Source organism: Achromobacter sp. UBA5777, assembly GCF_002418565.1.
GTDB classification, from domain to species: Bacteria; Pseudomonadota; Gammaproteobacteria; order Burkholderiales; family Burkholderiaceae_B; genus Achromobacter; species Achromobacter animicus.
This window is the reverse complement of sequence record NZ_DIEJ01000313.1, coordinates 102,458-122,005: the sequence shown is the minus strand read 5'-3', so window position 1 is coordinate 122,005 and position 19,548 is coordinate 102,458. Positions and strand designations below refer to the sequence as shown.

16 protein-coding genes are annotated in these 19,548 nt (G+C 66.5%); 7 read left to right on the top strand and 9 right to left on the bottom strand.

What is annotated here, in order from left to right:
- From B3446_RS27380 to B3446_RS27370, 3 genes are all read left to right on the top strand, one after another.
- Positions 1-1,433: tetratricopeptide repeat protein (locus B3446_RS27380; protein ID WP_291387216.1), on the top strand; the 1,433-nt coding region annotated here is incomplete at its 5' end.
- A 100-nt stretch (positions 1,434-1,533) separates the two neighbouring features.
- Positions 1,534-1,989 (top strand): MarR family winged helix-turn-helix transcriptional regulator, encoded by a 456-nt coding sequence (locus B3446_RS27375; protein ID WP_291387214.1) that lies wholly within the window; start codon positions 1,534-1,536, stop codon positions 1,987-1,989.
- A gap of 63 nt (positions 1,990-2,052) precedes the next feature.
- Positions 2,053-3,579 (top strand): MFS transporter, encoded by a 1,527-nt coding sequence (locus B3446_RS27370; protein ID WP_291387212.1) that lies wholly within the window; start codon positions 2,053-2,055, stop codon positions 3,577-3,579.
- Between the two features lie 9 nt (positions 3,580-3,588).
- On the opposite strand, the gene B3446_RS27365 is transcribed toward B3446_RS27370, so the two are convergent.
- The 7 genes from B3446_RS27365 to B3446_RS27335 form a co-directional block, all read right to left on the bottom strand.
- The gene (locus B3446_RS27365) at positions 3,589-4,851 is read right to left on the bottom strand and encodes a nitrate- and nitrite sensing domain-containing protein (RefSeq protein WP_291387210.1); all 1,263 of its coding nucleotides are present in this window, start codon (positions 4,849-4,851) and stop codon (positions 3,589-3,591) included.
- A gap of 42 nt (positions 4,852-4,893) precedes the next feature.
- On the bottom strand, positions 4,894-5,670 hold the full coding sequence (cobA, locus tag B3446_RS27360) for a uroporphyrinogen-III C-methyltransferase (protein WP_191575526.1): 777 nt from the start codon (positions 5,668-5,670) through the stop codon (positions 4,894-4,896).
- Between the two features lie 12 nt (positions 5,671-5,682).
- Positions 5,683-7,428 carry a bifunctional protein-serine/threonine kinase/phosphatase gene (locus B3446_RS27355; RefSeq protein WP_291387207.1) on the bottom strand — a complete coding sequence of 582 codons (1,746 nt, stop codon included), beginning with the start codon at positions 7,426-7,428 and terminating at the stop codon, positions 5,683-5,685.
- A 10-nt stretch (positions 7,429-7,438) separates the two neighbouring features.
- Entirely contained in the window at positions 7,439-8,251 is an 813-nt protein-coding gene (locus B3446_RS27350; RefSeq protein ID WP_056562246.1) for a formate/nitrite transporter family protein, read from the bottom strand.
- Between the two features lie 49 nt (positions 8,252-8,300).
- Positions 8,301-8,651 (bottom strand): nitrite reductase small subunit NirD, encoded by a 351-nt coding sequence (gene nirD, locus B3446_RS27345; protein WP_291387204.1) that lies wholly within the window; start codon positions 8,649-8,651, stop codon positions 8,301-8,303.
- Positions 8,651-11,212 carry a nitrite reductase large subunit NirB gene (gene nirB / locus B3446_RS27340; RefSeq protein ID WP_291387202.1) on the bottom strand — a complete coding sequence of 854 codons (2,562 nt, stop codon included), beginning with the start codon at positions 11,210-11,212 and terminating at the stop codon, positions 8,651-8,653. Before nirB ends, nirD begins: the two co-directional genes overlap by 1 nt.
- Positions 11,213-11,563: 351 nt before the next feature.
- A complete protein-coding gene (locus tag B3446_RS27335; RefSeq protein WP_175183772.1) occupies positions 11,564-12,454 on the bottom strand; it encodes a LysR family transcriptional regulator in 891 nt (296 codons plus the stop codon).
- A 229-nt stretch (positions 12,455-12,683) separates the two neighbouring features.
- On the opposite strand from B3446_RS27335, the gene B3446_RS27330 reads away from it, so the two are divergent.
- A complete protein-coding gene (locus B3446_RS27330) occupies positions 12,684-14,306 on the top strand; it encodes a GMC family oxidoreductase (RefSeq protein WP_291387199.1) in 1,623 nt (540 codons plus the stop codon).
- 69 nt (positions 14,307-14,375) lie between these two features.
- Here B3446_RS27330 and cfa read toward each other — a convergent pair whose 3' ends face one another.
- Positions 14,376-15,566, bottom strand: a complete 1,191-nt coding sequence (gene cfa / locus B3446_RS27325; RefSeq protein WP_291387198.1) for a cyclopropane fatty acyl phospholipid synthase — start codon at positions 15,564-15,566, stop codon at positions 14,376-14,378.
- A gap of 238 nt (positions 15,567-15,804) precedes the next feature.
- On the opposite strand from cfa, the gene B3446_RS27320 reads away from it, so the two are divergent.
- From B3446_RS27320 to greB, 3 genes are all read left to right on the top strand, one after another.
- Positions 15,805-16,782 (top strand): alpha/beta fold hydrolase, encoded by a 978-nt coding sequence (locus tag B3446_RS27320; protein ID WP_191575518.1) that lies wholly within the window; start codon positions 15,805-15,807, stop codon positions 16,780-16,782.
- A gap of 69 nt (positions 16,783-16,851) precedes the next feature.
- A complete protein-coding gene (locus B3446_RS27315; protein WP_291387195.1) occupies positions 16,852-17,697 on the top strand; it encodes a 3',5'-nucleoside bisphosphate phosphatase in 846 nt (281 codons plus the stop codon).
- A gap of 67 nt (positions 17,698-17,764) precedes the next feature.
- Entirely contained in the window at positions 17,765-18,316 is a 552-nt protein-coding gene (greB, locus tag B3446_RS27310; protein ID WP_056319052.1) for a transcription elongation factor GreB, read from the top strand.
- A 156-nt stretch (positions 18,317-18,472) separates the two neighbouring features.
- On the opposite strand, the gene B3446_RS27305 is transcribed toward greB, so the two are convergent.
- A complete protein-coding gene (locus B3446_RS27305) occupies positions 18,473-19,501 on the bottom strand; it encodes a DctP family TRAP transporter solute-binding subunit (RefSeq protein ID WP_191575516.1) in 1,029 nt (342 codons plus the stop codon).
- Positions 19,502-19,548 lie beyond the last annotated feature (47 nt).

Genomic DNA, 19,548 nt, shown 5'->3' with positions numbered 1-19,548 from the left:
CTGCGGCCGTGCGCGCGTTTGAGGCCGAGGGGCTGGACGGGCGGCCCCTGCGCGAGGCGTGGCGTGACGTGCGTGCCCGGCGGGCGGGCGGCGTGCAGTCGTTGGGGCAGGCCATGGGCCAAGCGCCGGATCCGGCGGCGACGACGATGCCGGAATCAGCCGCGCAGAGCTTGGCCGATCCGCCTTTTCAGCCGCCGCCCGAAGCGGATTTGCTTTCCCGCCTTTCCGAGATCCCCCCGGACCGGCGCGGACGGGCATCCATCGCGGTCATGCCGTTCGTGGACCGGTCCGCGCAGGCCGGCGTACGGGGCGGATTGGCGGATGGCCTGGCCTTTGACGTCATCGCGCGGCTGGCAAAGCTGCGCAGTCTGTTCGTCATTGCGCAGGGCACCGTGTTTGCGCTGGATCAGCGCAGCGTCGGACCGGAGGAAGCGGGCCGCACGCTCAACGTGGATTATGTGGTCAGCGGTTCGCTGCGGCGGCACGGTCAGCGTCTTGCCGTGGACGTGCAACTGGTCGATTCACGCACGGCGCGCATTGTCTGGGCCGATGTCCTGGATCACCCGTTCGATGACGCCTTGCTGGCGCTGGACGAGATCGGCAACCGGATCGTGGCGTCCGTCGACATCGAGATCGAGGCGGCCGAGCGCAACCGCGCCATCCTGACGCCGCCCAATTCGCTGGACGCGTGGCAGGCGCATCACCGCGGCTTATGGCATATGTACCGGTTCAACCGTACCGACAATGAGCAGGCCCGGCATTTCTTCGAGATGGCGGTGCGGCTGGATCCGACGTTTTCGCGGGCCTATGCGGGCTTGTCGTTCACGCATTGGCAGACCGCGTTCCAGCGATGGGACGAGCAGGGCGATGCCATCGACCGGGCGTTCGAAACCGCCGGCCAGAGCCTGATCGCCGATGACCGCGATCCGGCGGCGCATTGGGCGATGGGGCGTGCGCTGTGGCTGCGCGGCAGCCAGGATCAGTCGGTCAGTGAACTGAAGATCGCCGTGGACCTCAGCCCGAACTTCGCGCTGGGCCATTACACGCTGGGCTTCGTCGACTGCCAGATGGGCGATGCGCAAGCCGCCATCGGCGCATCCGATCACTCTCGCCACTTGAGCCCTTTCGATCCGCTGCTGTTCGGCATGCTGGCCGTGCGCGCACTGGCGCTGGTGCGGCTGGGCCGGATCGACGAGGCGGCCGGATGGGCGATCAAGGCCGCCGCGCGCCCCAACGCGCACGTGCACATCCTGGCGATAGCCGCATGCTGCCTGTCGCTGGCCGGCCGCACCGACGAGGCGCTGGGGTTTCTGCCCGCCATCCGCAAGGCGCAGGCGACCTACCGCGTCGACGACTTCCTGGCGTCATTCCGGCTGGAGCCCGACACGCAGGCGCTGTTCCGCGAGGGCGCGCGGCGGATTGGGATCGGTTAGTGCAGAATTCGCCACGCATCGGCAGATTCCGCTTGCTAGATAGCTGCCTAGGCAGCTAATATTCCGCCATTGATATCGACGGCGGCGCGCCGGGCCCATCATGAGCAACGCAACTCCTTCCGTGCTGGACGAACTGTGCACCGGCGAACTGGGATTCCTCGTGACTTCGGTGCGTAACGGCATTCTGGACGCACTGGACCGCGATCTGGCCCCGTTGCAGATCACCGTGCAGCAGTACGTCGTGCTCAATTGCATCGTCAAGGGGTGGGGCCGCACGCTCAGTGACTTCTGCCGTGTGCTGTCCTATGACTCGGGCGCCATGACCCGATTGCTGGATCGGATTGTGGCCAAGGGCTTCATTCGCCGGGTCGAAAACGAATCCGACCGCCGCAGTTCGCTGATCGAGCTGACCGAACAGGGCAAGGCGGCTTTTCCGCAAGCGCGTCAAGCCACCGAAGTCGCGTTTCGCCGGCTGCTGGGCGGGTTTACCGAGGCAGAGGCGCAAGTGCTGCACAAGCTGCTCTCGCGGATCCTGATCAACGCGCGGCCGGCGTAATTTGCCGGGCGCTTTTTTTTATCCATTTATCTGCCTAGGCATATACAGCCTGGGCTGTGAACCATGTCCCAACCCAAGCCTTCCGTCCCGCTGCTCCTCGTCATCGGCGCGCTGACGTTCATCGACTTCCTGCAGAACGGCATGGCCACGTTCGGCGCGGCGCCCATCATGGGCGAAATCGGCGCCAGCCCCGAGGAGTACACCCACATCGCGCTTATCTACGCCTGCGTGGCGGTGATGATGATCGCGTTGCAGGGCTGGCTTACGCATCGGCTGGGCTTGCGCGCCTACCTACTGGCCTCTCTGGCCGCCGCGGGCATGGGCGCGGCGGTCTGCGCGCTGGCGCAGGACCCGGCGCAATTCCTGTGGGGGCGCGTGTTGATGGCGCTCGGCTGCGCAGCGATGCTTACCTCGTCCCGTCTGACCGTCAACCTGATTCCGCCCAGCCCCGCGCGCTTTCTGGGCATCAAGGCATTGGCGACCGGTCTGTGCCTGGGGACCGCGCTGGCACCCTGGCTGGCCGCGATGGCGGTCGAGCACGATGGCTGGCCGTTGATGTTCTGGCTGATCGCGGCGCTGTCGGTGCTGGCGATGGCGCCCGTCTTGCTGGCCATGCCGGGACGCGAGGCGGGATCTGTCCTGGCCGGCAACGTGCGCCTGCTGCCGATCGCCGCACTGGGCGCGGGCAGCTTCCTGGTGCTGCATGCGTTGCAGCGCGCCTATTACGACTTCTTCAGCCACGGCAGCCTCCTGGCGCTGTCGGCTGCGGCGGGGGTGGCCGCGCTGGGTTACTTCGTGTGGTCGGAAACGCGCAACGGCGCGCCGCTGCTCCGGCTGGGCGGCATGAACGAAGCGCGGTTTCTCTGCGGACTGGCGCTCTTCACGGTCTGCTACGTGATGCTCGGCGCCAATGGCTACCTGGTGCCGGTGATGCTGCAGCGCGCGTTGGGGCAGGCCTGGGTCACCGCGGGCAAATTCTTTGCGCTGGGATTGGGGGCGGGCGTGCTGACCTGGGCCGTGATGTCGCAATTGCTGCCGCGCTGGCCCTCGCCGCGCAAATTCTTCGTGACCGGCTTTCTGGCGCTGGCGGCGTTCGGGGTGTGGATGTCGCGCCTGACGCCCACGGCCAACATGTGGACGGACGTGTTTCCCGCGCTGGCCTGCTACGGCATGTTCATCATGACGCTCATGCCCACGACCGCGATGCAGACCTTTACCGGCCTGACGGGCGACCCGGCGGTGTTCGCCCATGCGCAACAGGTCAAGAACATGCTGGCGCAGGTCGGCCAGGCGCTGGGGATCATGCTGGCCACCATCGGGCAGCAGTGGTTCACGTTGCGGCATTACACGGTGCTGCGGGAAAGCATTGCGACCGGCAACGCGCAGTTCGAGGCGGCGATGGCGCAGCTGACCGCCTATTTCACCGCGGCCGTGGGGCCAGCACAGGCGCGGCAGCTTGCCACGGCGCAGATCGCGCAACTGCTGGACCAGCAGTCGGTGCTGCTGGCCAGCCTGGATCATTTCCGAATCGTTGCGGGTGTGGCGCTGGTGGCGGCCATCGTCAGCCTGGTCCAGCGCGTGTTCCGCTAGGGGCAGGGTTCAGTTGCCGCCCAGCTGCGCGATGATCTGCCGCGCCACGTCTGCCAGCGACAGGCCGCCGTCCATCGCCGCGCGTTGCAGGCGTTCGTGCGCCGCCTGCTCGGTCAGGCCGTAGCGGCTGATCAACAGCAGCTTGGCGCGGTCGATGCGTTTCCTGTCGTCCAGCGCGCCCCGCACGCTGGTCAGCGCATCGTCGGCGTGCTGCATGCGCAGTGTCTGCTCGCGCATCATGTCCAGAATCGACCGTTCCAGCTCGCCGCCCACGCCGTCCTCGGGCGGCACATCCAGGATGCGGCTCTGCACGCTGAACACCATGCTGGGGGCCCGGCCACTGGCATGATCGGTGTAGCGGCTAAGCAGGAGGCGGCGGTCGTCCAGCTCCTGGCGGGTGTCGGCGATGCGCCGGGCGCACTGCTGCGCCAGTTCCTGCGCCAATTGGGTTTCAACGTTGCGCATGGCGTCGATGCGCGCGGTGCACAGGTCGAACCACAACTCGGCCAGGCCGCTGTCGACGCGCTGCGCGTCCGACGTGTGCTGCGCCATGTCGCGCATGCGTTGCACGGGTTGCGCCTGCTGCTGGACCTGGTCCCACGCTTGCAGTGGCGCACCCTGCACATACTGCGTGTAGACGCCGAAGCTGCGGGCCTGGTTGGCCGCGAGGCCCAGCATGCGCGCCTTGCGGGCGTCGTCGAACCAGCCGGCTGTAAAGCCCATGACGCCACAGGCGCGCTCCTGGCCGCTCAGTTCCTTGCCCTGCATGAAATTCAACAGCGCCACCAATAGGCGCGTGACATCCGGATCGAGTGAAGAGTCGGCGGCTTCAAAGACCACTGCAAGCAGGCTGCCGATCACCTGGGTGAATCGGGTATCGGCATCTTCCACCGCCACGCGCCCGTCGCGGACTTCGCGGCGCAAGGCCGGCAGCTCGTCCAGCCGGAAGAGCGCGTAGGCGATGCAATTGAGCAGGCGTGCCCGGCCACTGCCGCTCGCGGGGTCGGACTCCAGCCCATCGAGAAGTGTGCGTACACCGGCTTCCACGGCCTGCGCGTCGCTCGACAGGCCGGCCAGCACCGGCTGCAGACGGTCCGCGGCGATGCTTAGGGTCAGGTTGGAGTAGCCCCGCTCCTTTTGCAGCGCGTGCACCAGCGCGCTGATGCGCAGCACCAGGTCGCAGGTGGCGGCCAGGACTTCCAGTCCCTGAAGCTCGCTGCGGCGGGCGGCGAGCAGGAAACGCAGCGGCGGCGGCATGTGGCGTTCGGCCATCGGTATCTCTATGCGGGGTGAGGCGCGGTGTCTTCGTGGGAATCAGGCCGTCCGGCGTTGCGGCGCAAGCACGCCGCCCGCGTCGTCCAGCACGCCGAACATCCGGCAGGCGGCAACTTCGCCGATGACCAGCACGGCAGGGCTGCGCAACCGGAAGGTCTGGGCATCGGACGCCATGCTGGCCAGCGTCGACGGACAGACCCGCTGGCCGGGAAGCGACGCGCGCTCGATCATCGCTACCGGCGTGTCCGGCGCCATGCCCGCCGCCAGCAACTGGGCGGTCATGTCGTGCACCTTTGCCACGCCCATGTAGACCACCAGCGTCGTGCCGCTGCGTGCCAGGCCAGACCAGTCGGGCGTTGCGCCGTCCTGTGAATGCGCGGTGATGAGTGTAACGCCCTGGGCCATGCCACGCTGCGTCAGCGGGATCCCGGCCGACGTTGCCGCGGCCAGCCCGGCGGTGATGCCGTTCACGATCTCGCAGGCGACGCCGTGGTCGCTGAGCCACTGCGCTTCCTCGCCGCCACGGCCAAAGATGCAGGGGTCGCCGCCCTTGAGCCGAGCCACGCGCAGCCCCTGGCGGGCGTAGCGCAGCATCAGGCGCTGGATGAAGTCCTGCGGCGTGGAGCGGCAGCCCCCGCGCTTGCCCACGCGCACGATGCGGGCGTTGGGGCAGTGCTGCAGGATCTCCGGGTTGACCAGGTCGTCGACCAGGACCACATCGGCCCGGGCAAGCGCCTTGACGGCTTTCAGGGTCAGCAGCTCAGGGTCGCCGGGGCCGGCGCCGATCAGGGACACGGGGGGATTCGTGGCGGGCATGGTCGTCTCGTTTCAGGAGGTCAGGGCCTGGATCACGATCACGATGGCCAGGATCAGGCTCAGGCCTTTCCAGAAAGCCACCGGATTGCGTTCCAAGAGGGGCAGGCGTTCGCCGCCGCGCACGTCGGGCGGATTGCGCAGCGCGTGCGTGAATTCGGACAGCTCGGGCGTGCGGTGCTGCGGGTCGGGATGCAAGGCGCGGCTGAGCACGCTGTCGATCCAGGCTGGGATCTCGCGTTCCCGATCCAGGACGGACACGTACGTCAGCCGCAGTTGCGCGGCGCGGCTGCGCGAGCGCGCCACCTCGGCGCCGTACGGCAGGCGGCCGGACAGCATCTGATACAGGATCGCGGCCAGCGAATAGATGTCGGACCGCGTCGTGCCGGCTTCGCCCAGGAAGTATTCGGGCGCCGCATATTGGGCAGTGCCCAGCACCGGCATGGCGTCGTCGCCATCGGCCCCCAGTTCCTGGATGCCGGCCGTGCGGGCCGAGCCCAGATCGATGATCTTTGCCGTGCCGTCGGGCGTGATCAGGATGTTGTCCGGCCGCAGATCCTGATGCACGATCTCCAGCCGGTGAAACGCCTGCAGGCCGCGTGCGATCTGCTCGATGATGGCGATTGCCGGTTCCAGCGCCGGACGCGGATTGGCCGCCATCCATTGCGTCAGCGTGCGCCCTTCGATGTATTCGCTGACGGTGTAGAGCGAGCGGCGCTGCCGCGTGCGCGGCCAGGCGCGCACGACGTGACGGCTGTCGATGCGGCGCGCCAGCCATTCCTCGGTCAAGAGGCGTTCCAGATAGGCGGGGTCGTGCCGCAGGTCCAAAGATGGAATCTTGATGACGACGGTGTCGCCGCTGTCGAGGTCTTCGGCCAGGTAAACGTGGCTGCGGCTGCTGGCGCGCAGTTCGTCCGTGATGCGAAAGCCTTCGAACGTCTGACCCACATCCAGCAACGGCGGACAGGGCAGGCTGCCGGAATATTGGGCCATTTCCGCCGCCTGGCGCGCGGGCAGGGCGTCGACGCGCACGATCTGCACGGTCAGGTTGTCGTCGCTGCCGCGGGCAAGCGCCAGCGCGACCAATGCGCGCGCGGCGGCGTCCAGATCGCCGGCGTTGGCGGCCACGGCCTCGCGCAGATCGTCGTCGCCGACATGCTCATACACGCCATCGGTCGCCAGCAGGAACACGTCGCCCGGTTCCACGGCCTGGGTGTGATAGTCGATTTCCAGATGCGGCGCCAGGCCCAGCGCGCGGCCCAGGTAACTTTTGTCGTGCGCAACCCAGACGCGGTGGTCCTCGGTCAGCTGCTCGACCGTGCCGTCCCGCAGGCGATAGATGCGCGCGTCGCCGATATGCAGGATGTGCGCGGTGGCGCCTTTCAGCACCATCACGGTCAGCGTGCAGACGTAGCCGCTGTCCTGGTCCTGCCCATGGCGCTGGCGGCTTTGCGAATGCAGCCAGGCGTTGGCCGCGCTGAGCACCTTCTGGGCCGACTTCTTCACGGACCAGGTTTCGGGCGTGCAGTAATAGTCTTCCAGGAAGCTGGCCACCGCCGTCTCGCTGGCGATGTGGCTGACGTTGCTGCTGCTGATGCCGTCGGCCAGCGCGATGGCGATGCCCTTGGCGCCCAGCAGCGGCTCGCCCGGCACGCACAGCCCGTGGAAGTCCTGGTTGACGGACTTGACGCCGGGATCGGTGTGCTGGCCCACCGCCACTTTCAACGAAGCGGCGGGCGCGGCGGGAGAGTAGCCGTCCATGCTGAAGCGATCAGTTGAAACGGCGCTTGGGCGCGGTCTTCATGTGCGTGGTGTAGAGCGTCAGGCCCGTCAGCGAGATGCCGCCGATCAGGTTACCCAGCACGACCGGGATCTCGTTCCAGATCATGTAGTCCATGATCGAGAAATTGCCGCCCATGATCATGGCCGACGGGAACAGGAACATGTTGACGATGGAGTGCTCGAAGCCCATCGCGAAGAACAGCATGACGGGCATCCACATGGCGATGACCTTGCCGCTGACGGTGGTCGAGATCATGGCGCCCACAACGCCCAGCGACACCATCCAATTGCACAGCACGCCGCGGATGAAGATGGTCAGCATGCCGCCCGCGCCGTATTCCTTGTAGCCCAGCGTGCGGTCTTCGCCGATGTGCGAGATGACCTGGCCGACCTTGTTGGGCGGCACCGAAAAGCCGTACGTGAAGACGATGGCCATCAGCACGGCGACGGTCAGCGCGCCCAGGAAGTTGCCCACGAAGACCTTGCCCCAGTGCTTGAGGATGCCGCCCATCGTGACGCCGGGCCGCTTGTCGAAGAGCGCCAGCGGGGTCAGCACGAATACGCCCGTCAGGAGGTCGAAGCCCATCAGGTACAGGATGCAGAACCCGACGGGAAAGAGCGCGGCGCCCAGGATGGGCGAGCCGGTCTGCACTGTGACGGTGACGGCGAATACCGCGGCAATCGCGAGGATGGCGCCGGCCATGAAGGCGCGGATCAGGACGTCGCGGGTTGCCATGTAGAGCTTCGATTCGCCGGCATCCACCATCTTGGTGACGAACTCGGAGGGAGCGAGGTAGGACATGATGTTTCCTGTTGCTGTGCTGATGTGATGAATACGTTTGCGGCGATCGTCAGGCGATTTCGACCGCGTCGCCGTTCAAGCGCACCTGCCAGGTCTGCAGGCGCTGCTCGGGAAATCGCACGCAGCTGCCGTCCGCCAGCCGGAAGTGCTGCTTGTAGAGCGGAGACGCCACCACCAGGTCGCCGGCCAGCTGGCCCACGATTCCACGGCCGATGACGTTGGCGCCGGACTTCGGGTCGCGGTTCGACACGGCATACAGCGTCTGGCCCGCGGCGTCGGGCAGGTAGAACAGCGCGACCTGCGCACCGTCGACCAGGGCGACGACGCCGGAGTTGGCGACGAGGTCCTGGCGGTTGCACGCATGGCGCCAGGCGGGTTGGGTGTTGGGCAGGGCGGCCATCAGACGATCTCCTCGGCAATCGGGATGACGCGCTGGACGGCGCGCGCCGGGGCCGGACGGGGCTGGCCGCGTTCCTGCACGAACTGGATGTCGGGGTCGCCCTGGCTGTCGTTGACGAAGGTGCGGAAGCGCTTGAGCTTTTCGGGATCGCTGAGGGCGTTGGCCCACTCGCATTCGTAGCGGTCCACCACCAATTGCATCTGTGCTTCAAGCTCGGCGCCCAGACCCAGGCTGTCGTCGATCACGACCGCCTTCAGATAGTCCAGCCCGCCTTCCAGCGACTCGCGCCACACCGACGTGCGTTGCAGCTTGTCGGCCGTGCGGATGTAGAACATCAGCACGCGGTCGATGTAGCGGATGAGGGTGGCGTCGTCCAGGTCGGTGGCAAAGAGCTCGGCGTGGCGCGGACGCATGCCGCCGTTGCCGCACACGTACAGGTTCCAGCCGTTCTCGGTGGCGATGACGCCGATGTCCTTGCTTTGCGCCTCGGCGCATTCGCGGGTGCAGCCGGACACGGCGAACTTCAGCTTGTGCGGCGCGCGCAGGCCTTTGTAGCGGTGCTCGATGTCCAGCGCCATCTTCACGCTGTCCTGCACGCCGAAGCGGCACCAGGTGCTGCCGACGCAGGACTTCACGGTGCGGGTGGACTTGCCGTAGGCGTGGCCCGTCTCGAAGCCGGCGGCGATCAGTTCCGACCAGATGCCGGGCAGCTCGTGCAGTTGCGCGCCGAACAGGTCGATGCGCTGGCCGCCCGTCACCTTGACGTACAGGTTGTATTTCTTGGCGACCATGCCGACGGCGATCAGGCCGTCCGGCGTGACTTCGCCGGCCGGCATGCGCGGCACCACCGAGTAGGTGCCGTTCTTCTGCATGTTGGCCATGAAGGTGTCATTGGTATCCTGCAGCGGCACCAGGTGCGGGTCCTGGATGGGCCGGTTCCAGCAGGACGCCAGGATCGAGCCGATGGCGGGCTTGCAGATCTCGCAGCCGACGTGGCCACGGCCGTGGCTGGCCAGGATTTCTTCGAAGGTCTCGGCGCCGCTCACGCGCACGATCGCGTACAGCTCCTGGCGGGTGTAGGCAAAGTGCTCGCACAGGCTCTTGTCCACCACGACGCCGCGGCTGGCCAGTTCGTGTTCGACCACCTGCTTGAGCAGGCCCGCGCAGCCGCCGCAGCCGGAGGCCGCTTTGGTGCAGGCCTTGACGCCCGCCAGGTCCGTACAGCCGCCGTCGATGGCGTCGCAGACGGCGCCCTTGCTGACGTTGTGGCAGGAGCAGATCGTGGCAGTGGCGGGCAGGGCATCCACGCCCAGTAGCGGCGCGGCCTGGCCTTGCGGCAGGATCAGGCTGGACGGATCGGCGGGCGGTGCGATGCCGTTCTGCGCGTATTGCAGCAGCGTGTCGTAATAGCTGTTGTCGCCCACCAGCACCGCGCCCAGCACGCGCTTGCCGTCCTCGGAGATCACCAGGCGGCGGTAGCTGGAACCGGCCTCGTCGATGAAGCGGTAGCTGCGCGAGCCGGGTGTGGCGCCGTGCGCGTCGCCAATCGACCCCACATCCACGCCCAACAGCTTGAGCTTCGTGGACATGTCGGCGCCCGAAAACGCCTGTTCCGGCGCGCCGCATAGCTCGGCCGCGACGATGCGGGCCATCTGGTAGCCGGGGGCAACCAGACCGAATACCGTGCCGTTCCACGATGCGCATTCGCCGATGGCGTAGATGTGTTCGTCGCTGCTGCGGCAGCGGTCGTCGATGGCGACGCCGCCACGCTCGGCCAACGCCAGCCCGGCCTTGCGCGCCAGGAACACCTGCGGACGGATCCCGGCCGAGAACACGATCAGGTCGGTTTCCAGCGGGGCGCCTTCGGCAAAACGCATGCGGTAGCGGTATTGCGTGCCCGGTTTGATGTCCTGCGTGGCGCGCGATAGGTGCACACCCACGCCCAGCGCCTCGATGCGCGCCTTCAGCGCCGCGCCGCCGGCCTCGTCCAATTGCACCGGCATCAGGCGCGGCGCGAACTCGACCACGTGGGCTTCCAGATTCAGGGATTTGAGCGCATTGGCGGCTTCCAGCCCCAACAGGCCGCCGCCCACGACCACACCACGCCGTGCGCCGCTGGCGGCTTCGCGGATCAGGTCCAGGTCGTCGATGCTGCGATACACCAGGCGCGAATTGCCCTCGGCGCCCGCGATGGGCGGCACGAAGGGATAGGAGCCCGTCGCCAGCACCAGCTTGTCGTAGGCAAAGCGGCCATTGGCGGTGATGACTTCCCGGGCGTGGCTGTCGATGTCCAGCACGGGCTCGCCCAGGCGCAGCGTCACGCCGTCCTGCTCATACAGCGAGGCCTCGCCCAGCGCCATCGACTCGGCGTCGCGCCCGTTCAGGTACTCGGACAGATGGACGCGGTCATAGGCGCGGCGGGCTTCTTCGCCAAAGATGGTGATGCGATAGCGCTCGAGGGCGCCGCGGGCGATCAATTGCTCGACGCAATGATGGCCCACCATGCCGTTGCCGATGACAATCAGCGTCTGCAAGGATTCGGATGTGGCCGCTGCATTCATGGGATTTCCCCAGGCTTGGATTTTCGGATTTCAAAAGACAAACGGCGCCCTGGACCTTTCGGTCGGGGCGCCATTGCCGGTACTGCTCACGTTGTCTGGCCGGGTTTGCACCCGCACACAGGCAATTAAGCAAAGTCCATGCCAGGTATGTCGAGGCGCGATGTGTTGGGGGAAATTCCCTTGCGATTCATAGGGAAGGAGGGCGGTGCGAAGGCGCGATGCGGTGGAGCGGCCGGTCCGTGCGCATCCGCGCGCATGCTTCGTATCGGTGCATATCCGTGTGCGCCCTGCACCCGTTTGGCGCAGCGCAGCATGGAGGGCTGTCGGGCGGTTCGGCGGCGGACAGCCGAATCAGGCGAATGCCGCCTGCACCGCTGCGAAGGCGGCCGCTACGAGCGGATCGTCGCGCCGCGCCGCCTGGGTGATGAACGACAGCTCCGCCTGGATCGACAGGCCTTTCACGAGCTGCAGGCCGCTGGATTGCGATTCGCGCAGCGCGATGGCGTCGCGCGCGAGGGACAGGCCCACGCCCGAGCGGACGAGGTCCAGCATCGACGCCTCCTGATCCACCTCGGCCACCGCGTGCGGCGTAATGCCCAGCGCGTCGAACTTGTCGGACAGCAGGCGGTGGTGGACCGAATCCGGCGGGGTCCAGATCCACGGCAGTGCCGCGATCTCCGCCCAGCCCCGGCCCGCGACCTGTGCGCTCCAGCTTTTGGGAGCGACGACATAGTAGGAAAAGGAAGCCAGCGGTTGGGCGTGCAGGCCGGAGGGCTGGCTGCCGTCCCGGGCGTGTGGCCCCAGAAAGAACCCCACGTCCAATTCTCCGGCGCGCACTTGCCGGCCGACCGATCCCGACATGCCGTGCCGAAGGGTGGGGCGGATCTTCGGGTAATGCTCGACCAGATACTGCAGCGTGGCGCCCAGCCGCAGGAATTCCGGGTCCAGGATCGTCCCCATGCGCAATTCGCCCTGAACGGTGTCCCGCAGCGCGCCGATAGCGCGCTGAAAGTCGTCCAGCGCGTCCAACACCCGCTGCGCCGACGGCAACAGCGCCCGTCCATCCGCGTTAGGCGCCAACCCCTGCGCCGTTCGCGCAAAAAGCGTCAGGTCCAGCGATTCCTGGAAGTTCTTGAGCTGCAGACTGAGCGCAGGCTGCGTCAAATGCAGATGCTCGGCCGCGCGCGTCAGGTTGCCTTCCCGTGCAACGGCGGCAAATGTGCGGATGTGCTTCAGGTCCATGGGCGTTTCCGGAAATGGGATTTGCGGGTATCAGACGCCTCGAACCGAGTCTGAAATCAGCCGAGCATTATTAGAGACGCTAATAACCCCCTTTTCAACATTTCATTGGACAGCCGCCCCGTCCTGCGCCAGAGTCTTGCCAGATTCCCGGCGCGCGTTCAACGTTGCAGCCGGGGCGGCTCACCGCGCCGGCGTCCGATTCGGACCCGCGACTTGATAAGAAGAGCTTATGGAGACATACGACTACATCATCGTGGGCGCGGGGTCGGCCGGCTGCGTGCTAGCCAACCGCCTGAGCCGCGACCCTGCCGTGCGGGTGCTGCTGCTGGAAGCCGGCGGGCGCGACAACTATCACTGGATTCACATCCCCGTCGGTTACTTGCACTGCATCGGCAACCCGCGCACGGACTGGATGTACCGAACCGCCGAAGAGCCGGGGCTGGGCGGGCGCTCGCTTATCTATCCGCGAGGCCGCGTGCTGGGCGGATGCTCGTCCATCAACGGCATGATCTACATGCGCGGTCAGAAGCAGGACTACGAGGACTGGGCCGCGCTGTCGGGCGACGCGGCCTGGAGCTGGGATCAGGTGCTGCCGGTCTTCAAGCGCAGCGAGGACTATCACCGGGGCGCCGACGAATTCCACGGCGCGGGCGGTGAATGGCGCGTGGAGTCGCAGCGCTTGCGCTGGGACATCCTTGAAGCCTTCGCTTCGGCGGCCGAGCAGGAAGGCATCCCGCGCGTGCAGGATTTCAACCGCGGCGACAACTTCGGGAGCGGCTATTTCGAGGTCAACCAGCGCAGCGGCTGGCGCTGGAATACGTCCAAGGCGTTCCTGCGGCCGGTGCGCAAGCGCCCGAACCTGCATGTGATGACTGGCGCGCTGGCCGAACAGCTTGAATTTGATGGAAAGCACTGCGTCGGCGTGCGCGTCAACCAGAACGGCCGCGCGACGTCGCTGCGCGCGCGGCGCGAAGTGGTGCTGGCGGCCGGCGCGGTGAACTCGCCGCACCTCCTGGAAGTCTCCGGCATCGGCGAGCCCGCCCGCCTGCGCGAAGCCGGCATCACGCTGCGCCACGCCTTGCCCGGCGTAGGCGAGAACCTGCAGGACCATCTGCAATTGCGCGTCATCATCAAGGTGAACGGCGTCAAGACGCTGAACCGGATCGCGTCCACGTGGCTGGGCAGGGCGGGCATCGGGCTGGAGTATCTGGTGAGCCGCAGCGGTCCGATGAGCATGGCGCCGTCGCAATTGGGCCTGTTCGCCAAATCCGATCCCGGCCAGGACCGCGCCAACGTCGAATTCCACGTACAGCCGCTGTCGTTGGGCGCATTCGGCGAACCCCTGCATGGTTTCGACGCCTTCACCGCCAGCGTCTGCAACCTGCGCCCCACGTCGCGCGGCAGCGTGCACGCGCAAGGACCAGCGGGGCAGAAGGGCTGCGAAGCCCCCGTCATCCGCCCCAACTATCTCAGCACCGACGAAGACCTGCGCGTGGCTGCGGATTCTATTCGCCTGGTGCGCCGCATTGCCGCCGCGCCCGCCTTGCAACATTACCGGCCGGACGAATGGCTGCCGGGACCGGCATTCCAGACCGAAGAAGAATTGCGCCAGGCGGCGGGCAAGATCGGCACCACCATCTTCCACCCGGTGGGCACCTGCGCGATGGGCCGGGACGCCGACAGCGGCGCGGTGGTGGACGCGCGGCTGCGCGTGCATGGGCTGCAAGGCCTGCGCATCGCCGACGCGTCGATCATGCCGCGCATCACCTCGGGCAACACCAATTCGCCGACGATCATGATTGCGGAGCGCGCGGCGGACATGATCCGGGAAGAGGCGGCGGCGGCGCGATAGCCGTCCGCCAATGACAACAAGCCGCCCGGTTGGGGGCGGCTTGCCTGGACACGCGCGAATAGGGCGGGTTTAACGCAGCGACCGGTACGTCTCCTTGCGCTGCGGATGCGTCAGGATCACCTGCCAGAGCTGCCCTTCGCGCGATCGGAAAAAGCCCGCGCAGCACATCAGGTAGTACTTCCACATCCGATAAAACCGGGTGCCGTATCGCGACTCCAGCGAGGGCCAGGCCTGCTCGAAGCGGTCCCACCATGCCATCAGCGTGCGGTCGTAGTCCGCCCCGAAGTTGTGCCAGTCCTCGACGATGAACCGGCCTTCGACGGCCGTTGCGATTTCGCGCGCCGACGGCAGCTTGCCGTTGGGAAACACGTAGCGGTCGATCCACGGATCGGTGCTTTGGCTGGTGGCTGCGATACCGATGGTGTGCAGCAGGAAAATGCCCTCGGGCGCCATCAACCGCTGCACGTTGGTGAAGTACGTGTCGTAGTTCTTCGGCCCGACGTGCTCGAACATCCCGACCGACACCACCTTGTCGAAGCGGCCTTGCAGATCGCGGTAGTCCTGCAGCAGCAGCTCTACGGGCAGGCCTTTGACGCGTTCCTGCGCCAGGGCCAGTTGCTCCTTGGATACGGTCACGCCGGTGACCTTGACGCCGTAGCGCTCGGCCGCGAACTTGGCCAGTCCGCCCCAGCCGCAGCCGATGTCCAGGAGCGTCTCGCCTTCCTTCAATTGCAGCTTGCGGCAGATCATGTCCAGCTTGGCGACCTGCGCCTCCTCCAGCGTCTGGGCGTGTTCCCAATACGCGCAGGAGTAGATCATGCGGCTGTCCAGCATCGCCTCGAACACGTCGTTGCCCGCGTCGTAATGCTGCTCACCGACTTCAAACGCCCGATGCTTGGACTGAAGATTGAACAGCTTGTGGCGCAGGTGCTCGGCGATCAGCTTGATGCGCGCCACGCCCAGCGCCGCCGATCCCATGTCGGCACGCAGCAGGCGGGTGAAGAGCTCGTCCAATTGGTCGCAGTCCCACTCGCCGTCCATGTACGACTCGCCCAGCCCCAACGACCAGCTGGCGAACACCCGCTCGTACATATGCTTGTCATGCACCTGCATGTCCCATGGCCGCGAACCGTTGATCTGCACGTCGGCGCGCGCCATCAGGTCCTGCAGGATTTTTGGGGGGGCGGGGGGAGGGGAAATGACGCTGGTTTGACCGGCAGGCTGCTCGGTCAGCGGAGTGATGGGACTGCTTTGCTGCATACGGACTCCATATCAATTTTGGGATGACTGATCTGGCAATGCCTGAAGCTTTTTACTGTGCGCCTTGAAAGGTGTGCAACTCCAATTTAATGATTGCATCGGGCCCATAGCCAACGGCAATGCGCGGCGGGCCGGGCGAGCGGCGGCGCTCGGAGGATGCAAGGATCGTAGCCACGACCGCCGGGATAGTCCAGAGCAGGCCGCACCGGCGTTGCATAACCGATAAGATAGCGGCCAAATGGCGCAGCCGTGCCGGCGCGCGCCGATCGTGGAGCCTATCGAAGTGGATGCCAGCCTGGAACCCCGTTTGGAATTCGTCACGTGCGCCAGCCCGGCGGGCCTGCACCGCATGGCCTATTGGGAATGGGGCGATCCCGCCAATGACCGCGTGCTGCTCTGCGTGCATGGCCTGACCCGCAGCGGGCGCGACTTTGACGCGCTGGCGCGCCGGCTGGCGGGCACCTACCGCGTGGTCTGCCCCGACGTGGTCGGCCGCGGCCGGTCGGATTGGCTGGTCAATCCGGCGTTCTACACCGTGCCGCAGTACGTGTCCGACATGGTGACGCTCATCGCGCGCCTGCGCCCGGCCAGCCTGTCGTGGGTCGGCACGTCGATGGGCGGGTTGATCGGCATGGCGTTGTCAGGCGCCGCTGCATTCGCCAAGGCCATGCTGGCGATGCGCCCGCATGCCGGCATGCTGCCGCCCGACCAGGGGCTGCGCCTGGACAAACTGGTGCTCAACGACGTGGGCCCGCGTCTGGAAAACGGCGCCCTGTCGCGTATCGGCCAGTACGTGGGCGCGCCTGGTGAATTCGCCACGTTCGAAGAAGCCGTGGCGACGATGCGCGCCAATTCGGAAACCTTCGGTCCGCACACCGACGCCCAATGGGCCGAGCTGGCCAAATACCTGTACCCGGCGCAGGGCGGCAAGTGGGTCAAGCACTACGACCTGGCAATCGCCCAGGCGCTGGCGGCCCAGACGCCCGAAGAGCTGGCGGCAGGCGAGCAGATCCTGTGGCGGTCGTATGACGCGCTGGACTGCCCGATCCTGATTGTGCGCGGCGAACTGTCCGACCTGCTGACGCGCGCCACCGTCGAAGAAATGCGCCAGCGCAATCCGCGGGCACAGGCGCTTGAGGTGCCTGGGGTGGGACACGCGCCCACGCTGATCGCGGACGATCAGGTGAACCCGGTGGCGGAATTCCTGCTGTCCTGACCGGCCAGGCGGCAATGTGGGGACGGCACCGCGCTAGGCGCGCCGCCGGGCCTTCTCTACAATAGCCGGATGAAATCGCCCACCCTGAACATCGACCTGCACTGCCATTCCACCGTTTCGGACGGCGCGCTCGCGCCCCGGGACGTGGCGCAGCGGGCGTTCGCCAATGGCGTCGATGTCTGGGCACTGACCGATCACGACGAAGTGGGCGGCATCGCCGAAGCCTCCGCCGCGGCGCAAGAGCTGGGCATGCGCTTTGCCACCGGCGTCGAAGTCTCTGTCACCTGGGCCGGCCTGACCGTGCACATCGTCGGTCTGCGGTTTGATCCCACGAACGCGGCGCTGGTCGAAGGCCTGCGCAAGACCCGCTCGGGACGCGCAGCCCGCGCCAAGCGCATCGGCGACCGCCTGGCAGACATGGGCATGCCCGGCGCCTACGAAGGCGCGCTGCCGTTTGCCGGCAATCCCGAACTGATCAGCCGCACGCACTTTGCGCGATACCTGGTGCAAGCCGGTTATTGCCCCGACGTGCAAACCGTTTTCAACAAGCATCTGGGCGACGACTGCCCCGGCCATGTGCCCATGCAATGGGCCACCCTGGCCGACGCCGTGGGCTGGATCCGCGGCGCGGGCGGCCAGGCCGTCATCGCCCACCCGGGCCGCTATAAGTACACGCCCCTGCAGTTTGCCGCGCTGTTCGACGAATTCCTGCAGTTGGGCGGCGTGGGCATCGAGGTCAACACGGGCAGCCACACCGTGGAAGAAGCCCGCCAGTACGCCGAGGTCGCGCGCCGCTACGGCTTTCTGGCCTCGCGCGGCTCGGACTTCCACAGTCCCAAGGAAAGCCGGATGGACCTGGGCCAACTGCCGCCGCTGCCCTCCGACCTGAAGCCGGTCTGGCACGACTGGTTCTGACGCGGGCGGCCCACGCCGCTCATTCCGAAAGCTTCGACAGTGATCGCGCCATCGCGATGCAACCGCCATGAATAAAGCCTTTGTTAAAGAGTCCGACCACGAGGACGACGACGATCTGCCGCAGGCCCAAGCGTTGCCGGCCGGCACCAAGAATTACATGACGCCCGAGGGTTACGAGCGCCTGCGCGGCGAGCTGACGCAGCTTATGAATGTGGAACGTCCGGCCGTCGTGCAGGTGGTGTCGTGGGCCGCATCCAACGGCGACCGCTCGGAAAACGGCGACTATCTTTACGGCAAGAAGCGCCTGCGCGAGATCGACCGCCGCATGCGCTTTCTGACCAAGCGGCTGGACATTGCCGAGGTCGTGGACCCCAAGGCCCAACCCAACCGCGACCAGGCTTTCTTCGGCGCCACGGTCGTCTACGTGGACAAGGCTGGCGAGGAGCACACCGTCACCATCGTCGGCGTGGACGAAGCCGAGCCCCTGGCTGGCAAGATCAGCTGGATCTCGCCAGTCGCGCGGGCGCTGATCAAGGCGCGGGAAGGCGACACGGTGGTGCTGCGCACGCCGGCCGGCATTGATGAGCTGGATATTCTGGAAGTCAGCTATCCGGAATAGGGCGGCAGTCAGACACCCCAAAAGATAACGGGCGCCGGTTTGTGGCCGGCGCCCGTTTGGTGGGCGGGATTCTAGCGTCCCTGCCTCGGTTGGCGGCTTGCGCCGCCGGTTCCCCTGGGGCTTGCTGCGAAACTTTCGCGGTTTGCTTCTTGCGGGTTACTTCTTGCGGTCAGCGATCGACTTTTCGGCCTTGTTGACCAGGTCCTCGCCGATCTGCTTCTTCCACTTTTCATAGACCGGCTTGGTGGCCTTCACGAACGCATCGTGATCGGCCTGCGACAGCGTCGTCACCGTCACGCCGTGACCAGCAATTTCCTTGAGCAGCGACGGGTCTTCTGGCGTAACGCCCTTGCGCGCAATCACGATCTGCTGCTTGCCGGCGTCCAGCGCAGCCTGGCGCACGATGTCGCGGTCCTTTTCCGACCAGGAATTCCAGACTTCGCGGTTGACCACGAAGATCAGCGGATCGGCTACGTAGTTCCACAGCGTCAGGTACTTCTGACCCACGGTGTAGAGCTTGGAGCCCGTGTAGATCGACAGCGGATTCTCCTGGCCGTCGACCGCACCGCTGGCCAGCGCGGGTTGCGCGTCCGCCCAGCTCATCTGCGTGGGATTGGCGCCCAGTGCGGTGAACGTGTCGATGTACAGCGGCGACCCGACCACGCGCAGCTTCATGCCCTTCATGTCCTCGGGCCGCTTGATCTCGCGCTTGGAGTTGCTGACCTGGCGGTAGCCGTTTTCGCCCCAGGCCAGCGGCACCACGCCGGCCTTTTCGATGAGCTTGAACATGTCCTTGCCCACGTCGCCCTGCACCAGCGCGTCGATGGCGGCGTAGTCGGGCATCAGGAAGGGCAGGGAGAACAGGTTCAGCTGCTTGACCTGCGGCGACCAGTTGATGGTCGAGCCCACGGCCATGTCGATCACGCCCTGGCGGATCGCCGTGAACTCGCGGGTCTGGTCGCCCTGGACCAGCGAGGTGCCGGGGTAGACCTTGATGTTGATGCGGCCTTCGGTGCGCTCGCGCACCAGGTTCGACCAGATCTCGGCGCCCTGACCCCACGGGAAGGTGGTGCCCACGACGATGGAGAGCTTGTACTCGGGCTTGTAGTTCTGCGCATGCGCGGGCGCCATGCCCACGACGGCCGCCGCGCACAGCGCTGCGCCGATCAGGTTGCGGAATTTCATGTTGCGTCTCCTCTCTCTGCGAGTCTTTCTGTTGTTGTCATCCATGG

Coding starts and splice junctions, on each gene's coding strand:
- B3446_RS27375 (WP_291387214.1), top strand. CDS start 1,534: ATGAGCAACGCAACTCCTTCCGTGCTGGACGAACTGTGCACCGGCGAA.
- B3446_RS27370 (WP_291387212.1), top strand. CDS start 2,053: ATGTCCCAACCCAAGCCTTCCGTCCCGCTGCTCCTCGTCATCGGCGCG.
- B3446_RS27365 (WP_291387210.1), bottom strand. CDS start 4,851: ATGGCCGAACGCCACATGCCGCCGCCGCTGCGTTTCCTGCTCGCCGCC.
- cobA (WP_191575526.1), bottom strand. CDS start 5,670: ATGCCCGCCACGAATCCCCCCGTGTCCCTGATCGGCGCCGGCCCCGGC.
- B3446_RS27355 (WP_291387207.1), bottom strand. CDS start 7,428: ATGGACGGCTACTCTCCCGCCGCGCCCGCCGCTTCGTTGAAAGTGGCG.
- B3446_RS27350 (WP_056562246.1), bottom strand. CDS start 8,251: ATGTCCTACCTCGCTCCCTCCGAGTTCGTCACCAAGATGGTGGATGCC.
- nirD (WP_291387204.1), bottom strand. CDS start 8,651: ATGGCCGCCCTGCCCAACACCCAACCCGCCTGGCGCCATGCGTGCAAC.
- nirB (WP_291387202.1), bottom strand. CDS start 11,212: ATGAATGCAGCGGCCACATCCGAATCCTTGCAGACGCTGATTGTCATC.
- B3446_RS27335 (WP_175183772.1), bottom strand. CDS start 12,454: ATGGACCTGAAGCACATCCGCACATTTGCCGCCGTTGCACGGGAAGGC.
- B3446_RS27330 (WP_291387199.1), top strand. CDS start 12,684: ATGGAGACATACGACTACATCATCGTGGGCGCGGGGTCGGCCGGCTGC.
- cfa (WP_291387198.1), bottom strand. CDS start 15,566: ATGCAGCAAAGCAGTCCCATCACTCCGCTGACCGAGCAGCCTGCCGGT.
- B3446_RS27320 (WP_191575518.1), top strand. CDS start 15,805: ATGGCGCAGCCGTGCCGGCGCGCGCCGATCGTGGAGCCTATCGAAGTG.
- B3446_RS27315 (WP_291387195.1), top strand. CDS start 16,852: ATGAAATCGCCCACCCTGAACATCGACCTGCACTGCCATTCCACCGTT.
- greB (WP_056319052.1), top strand. CDS start 17,765: ATGAATAAAGCCTTTGTTAAAGAGTCCGACCACGAGGACGACGACGAT.
- B3446_RS27305 (WP_191575516.1), bottom strand. CDS start 19,501: ATGAAATTCCGCAACCTGATCGGCGCAGCGCTGTGCGCGGCGGCCGTC.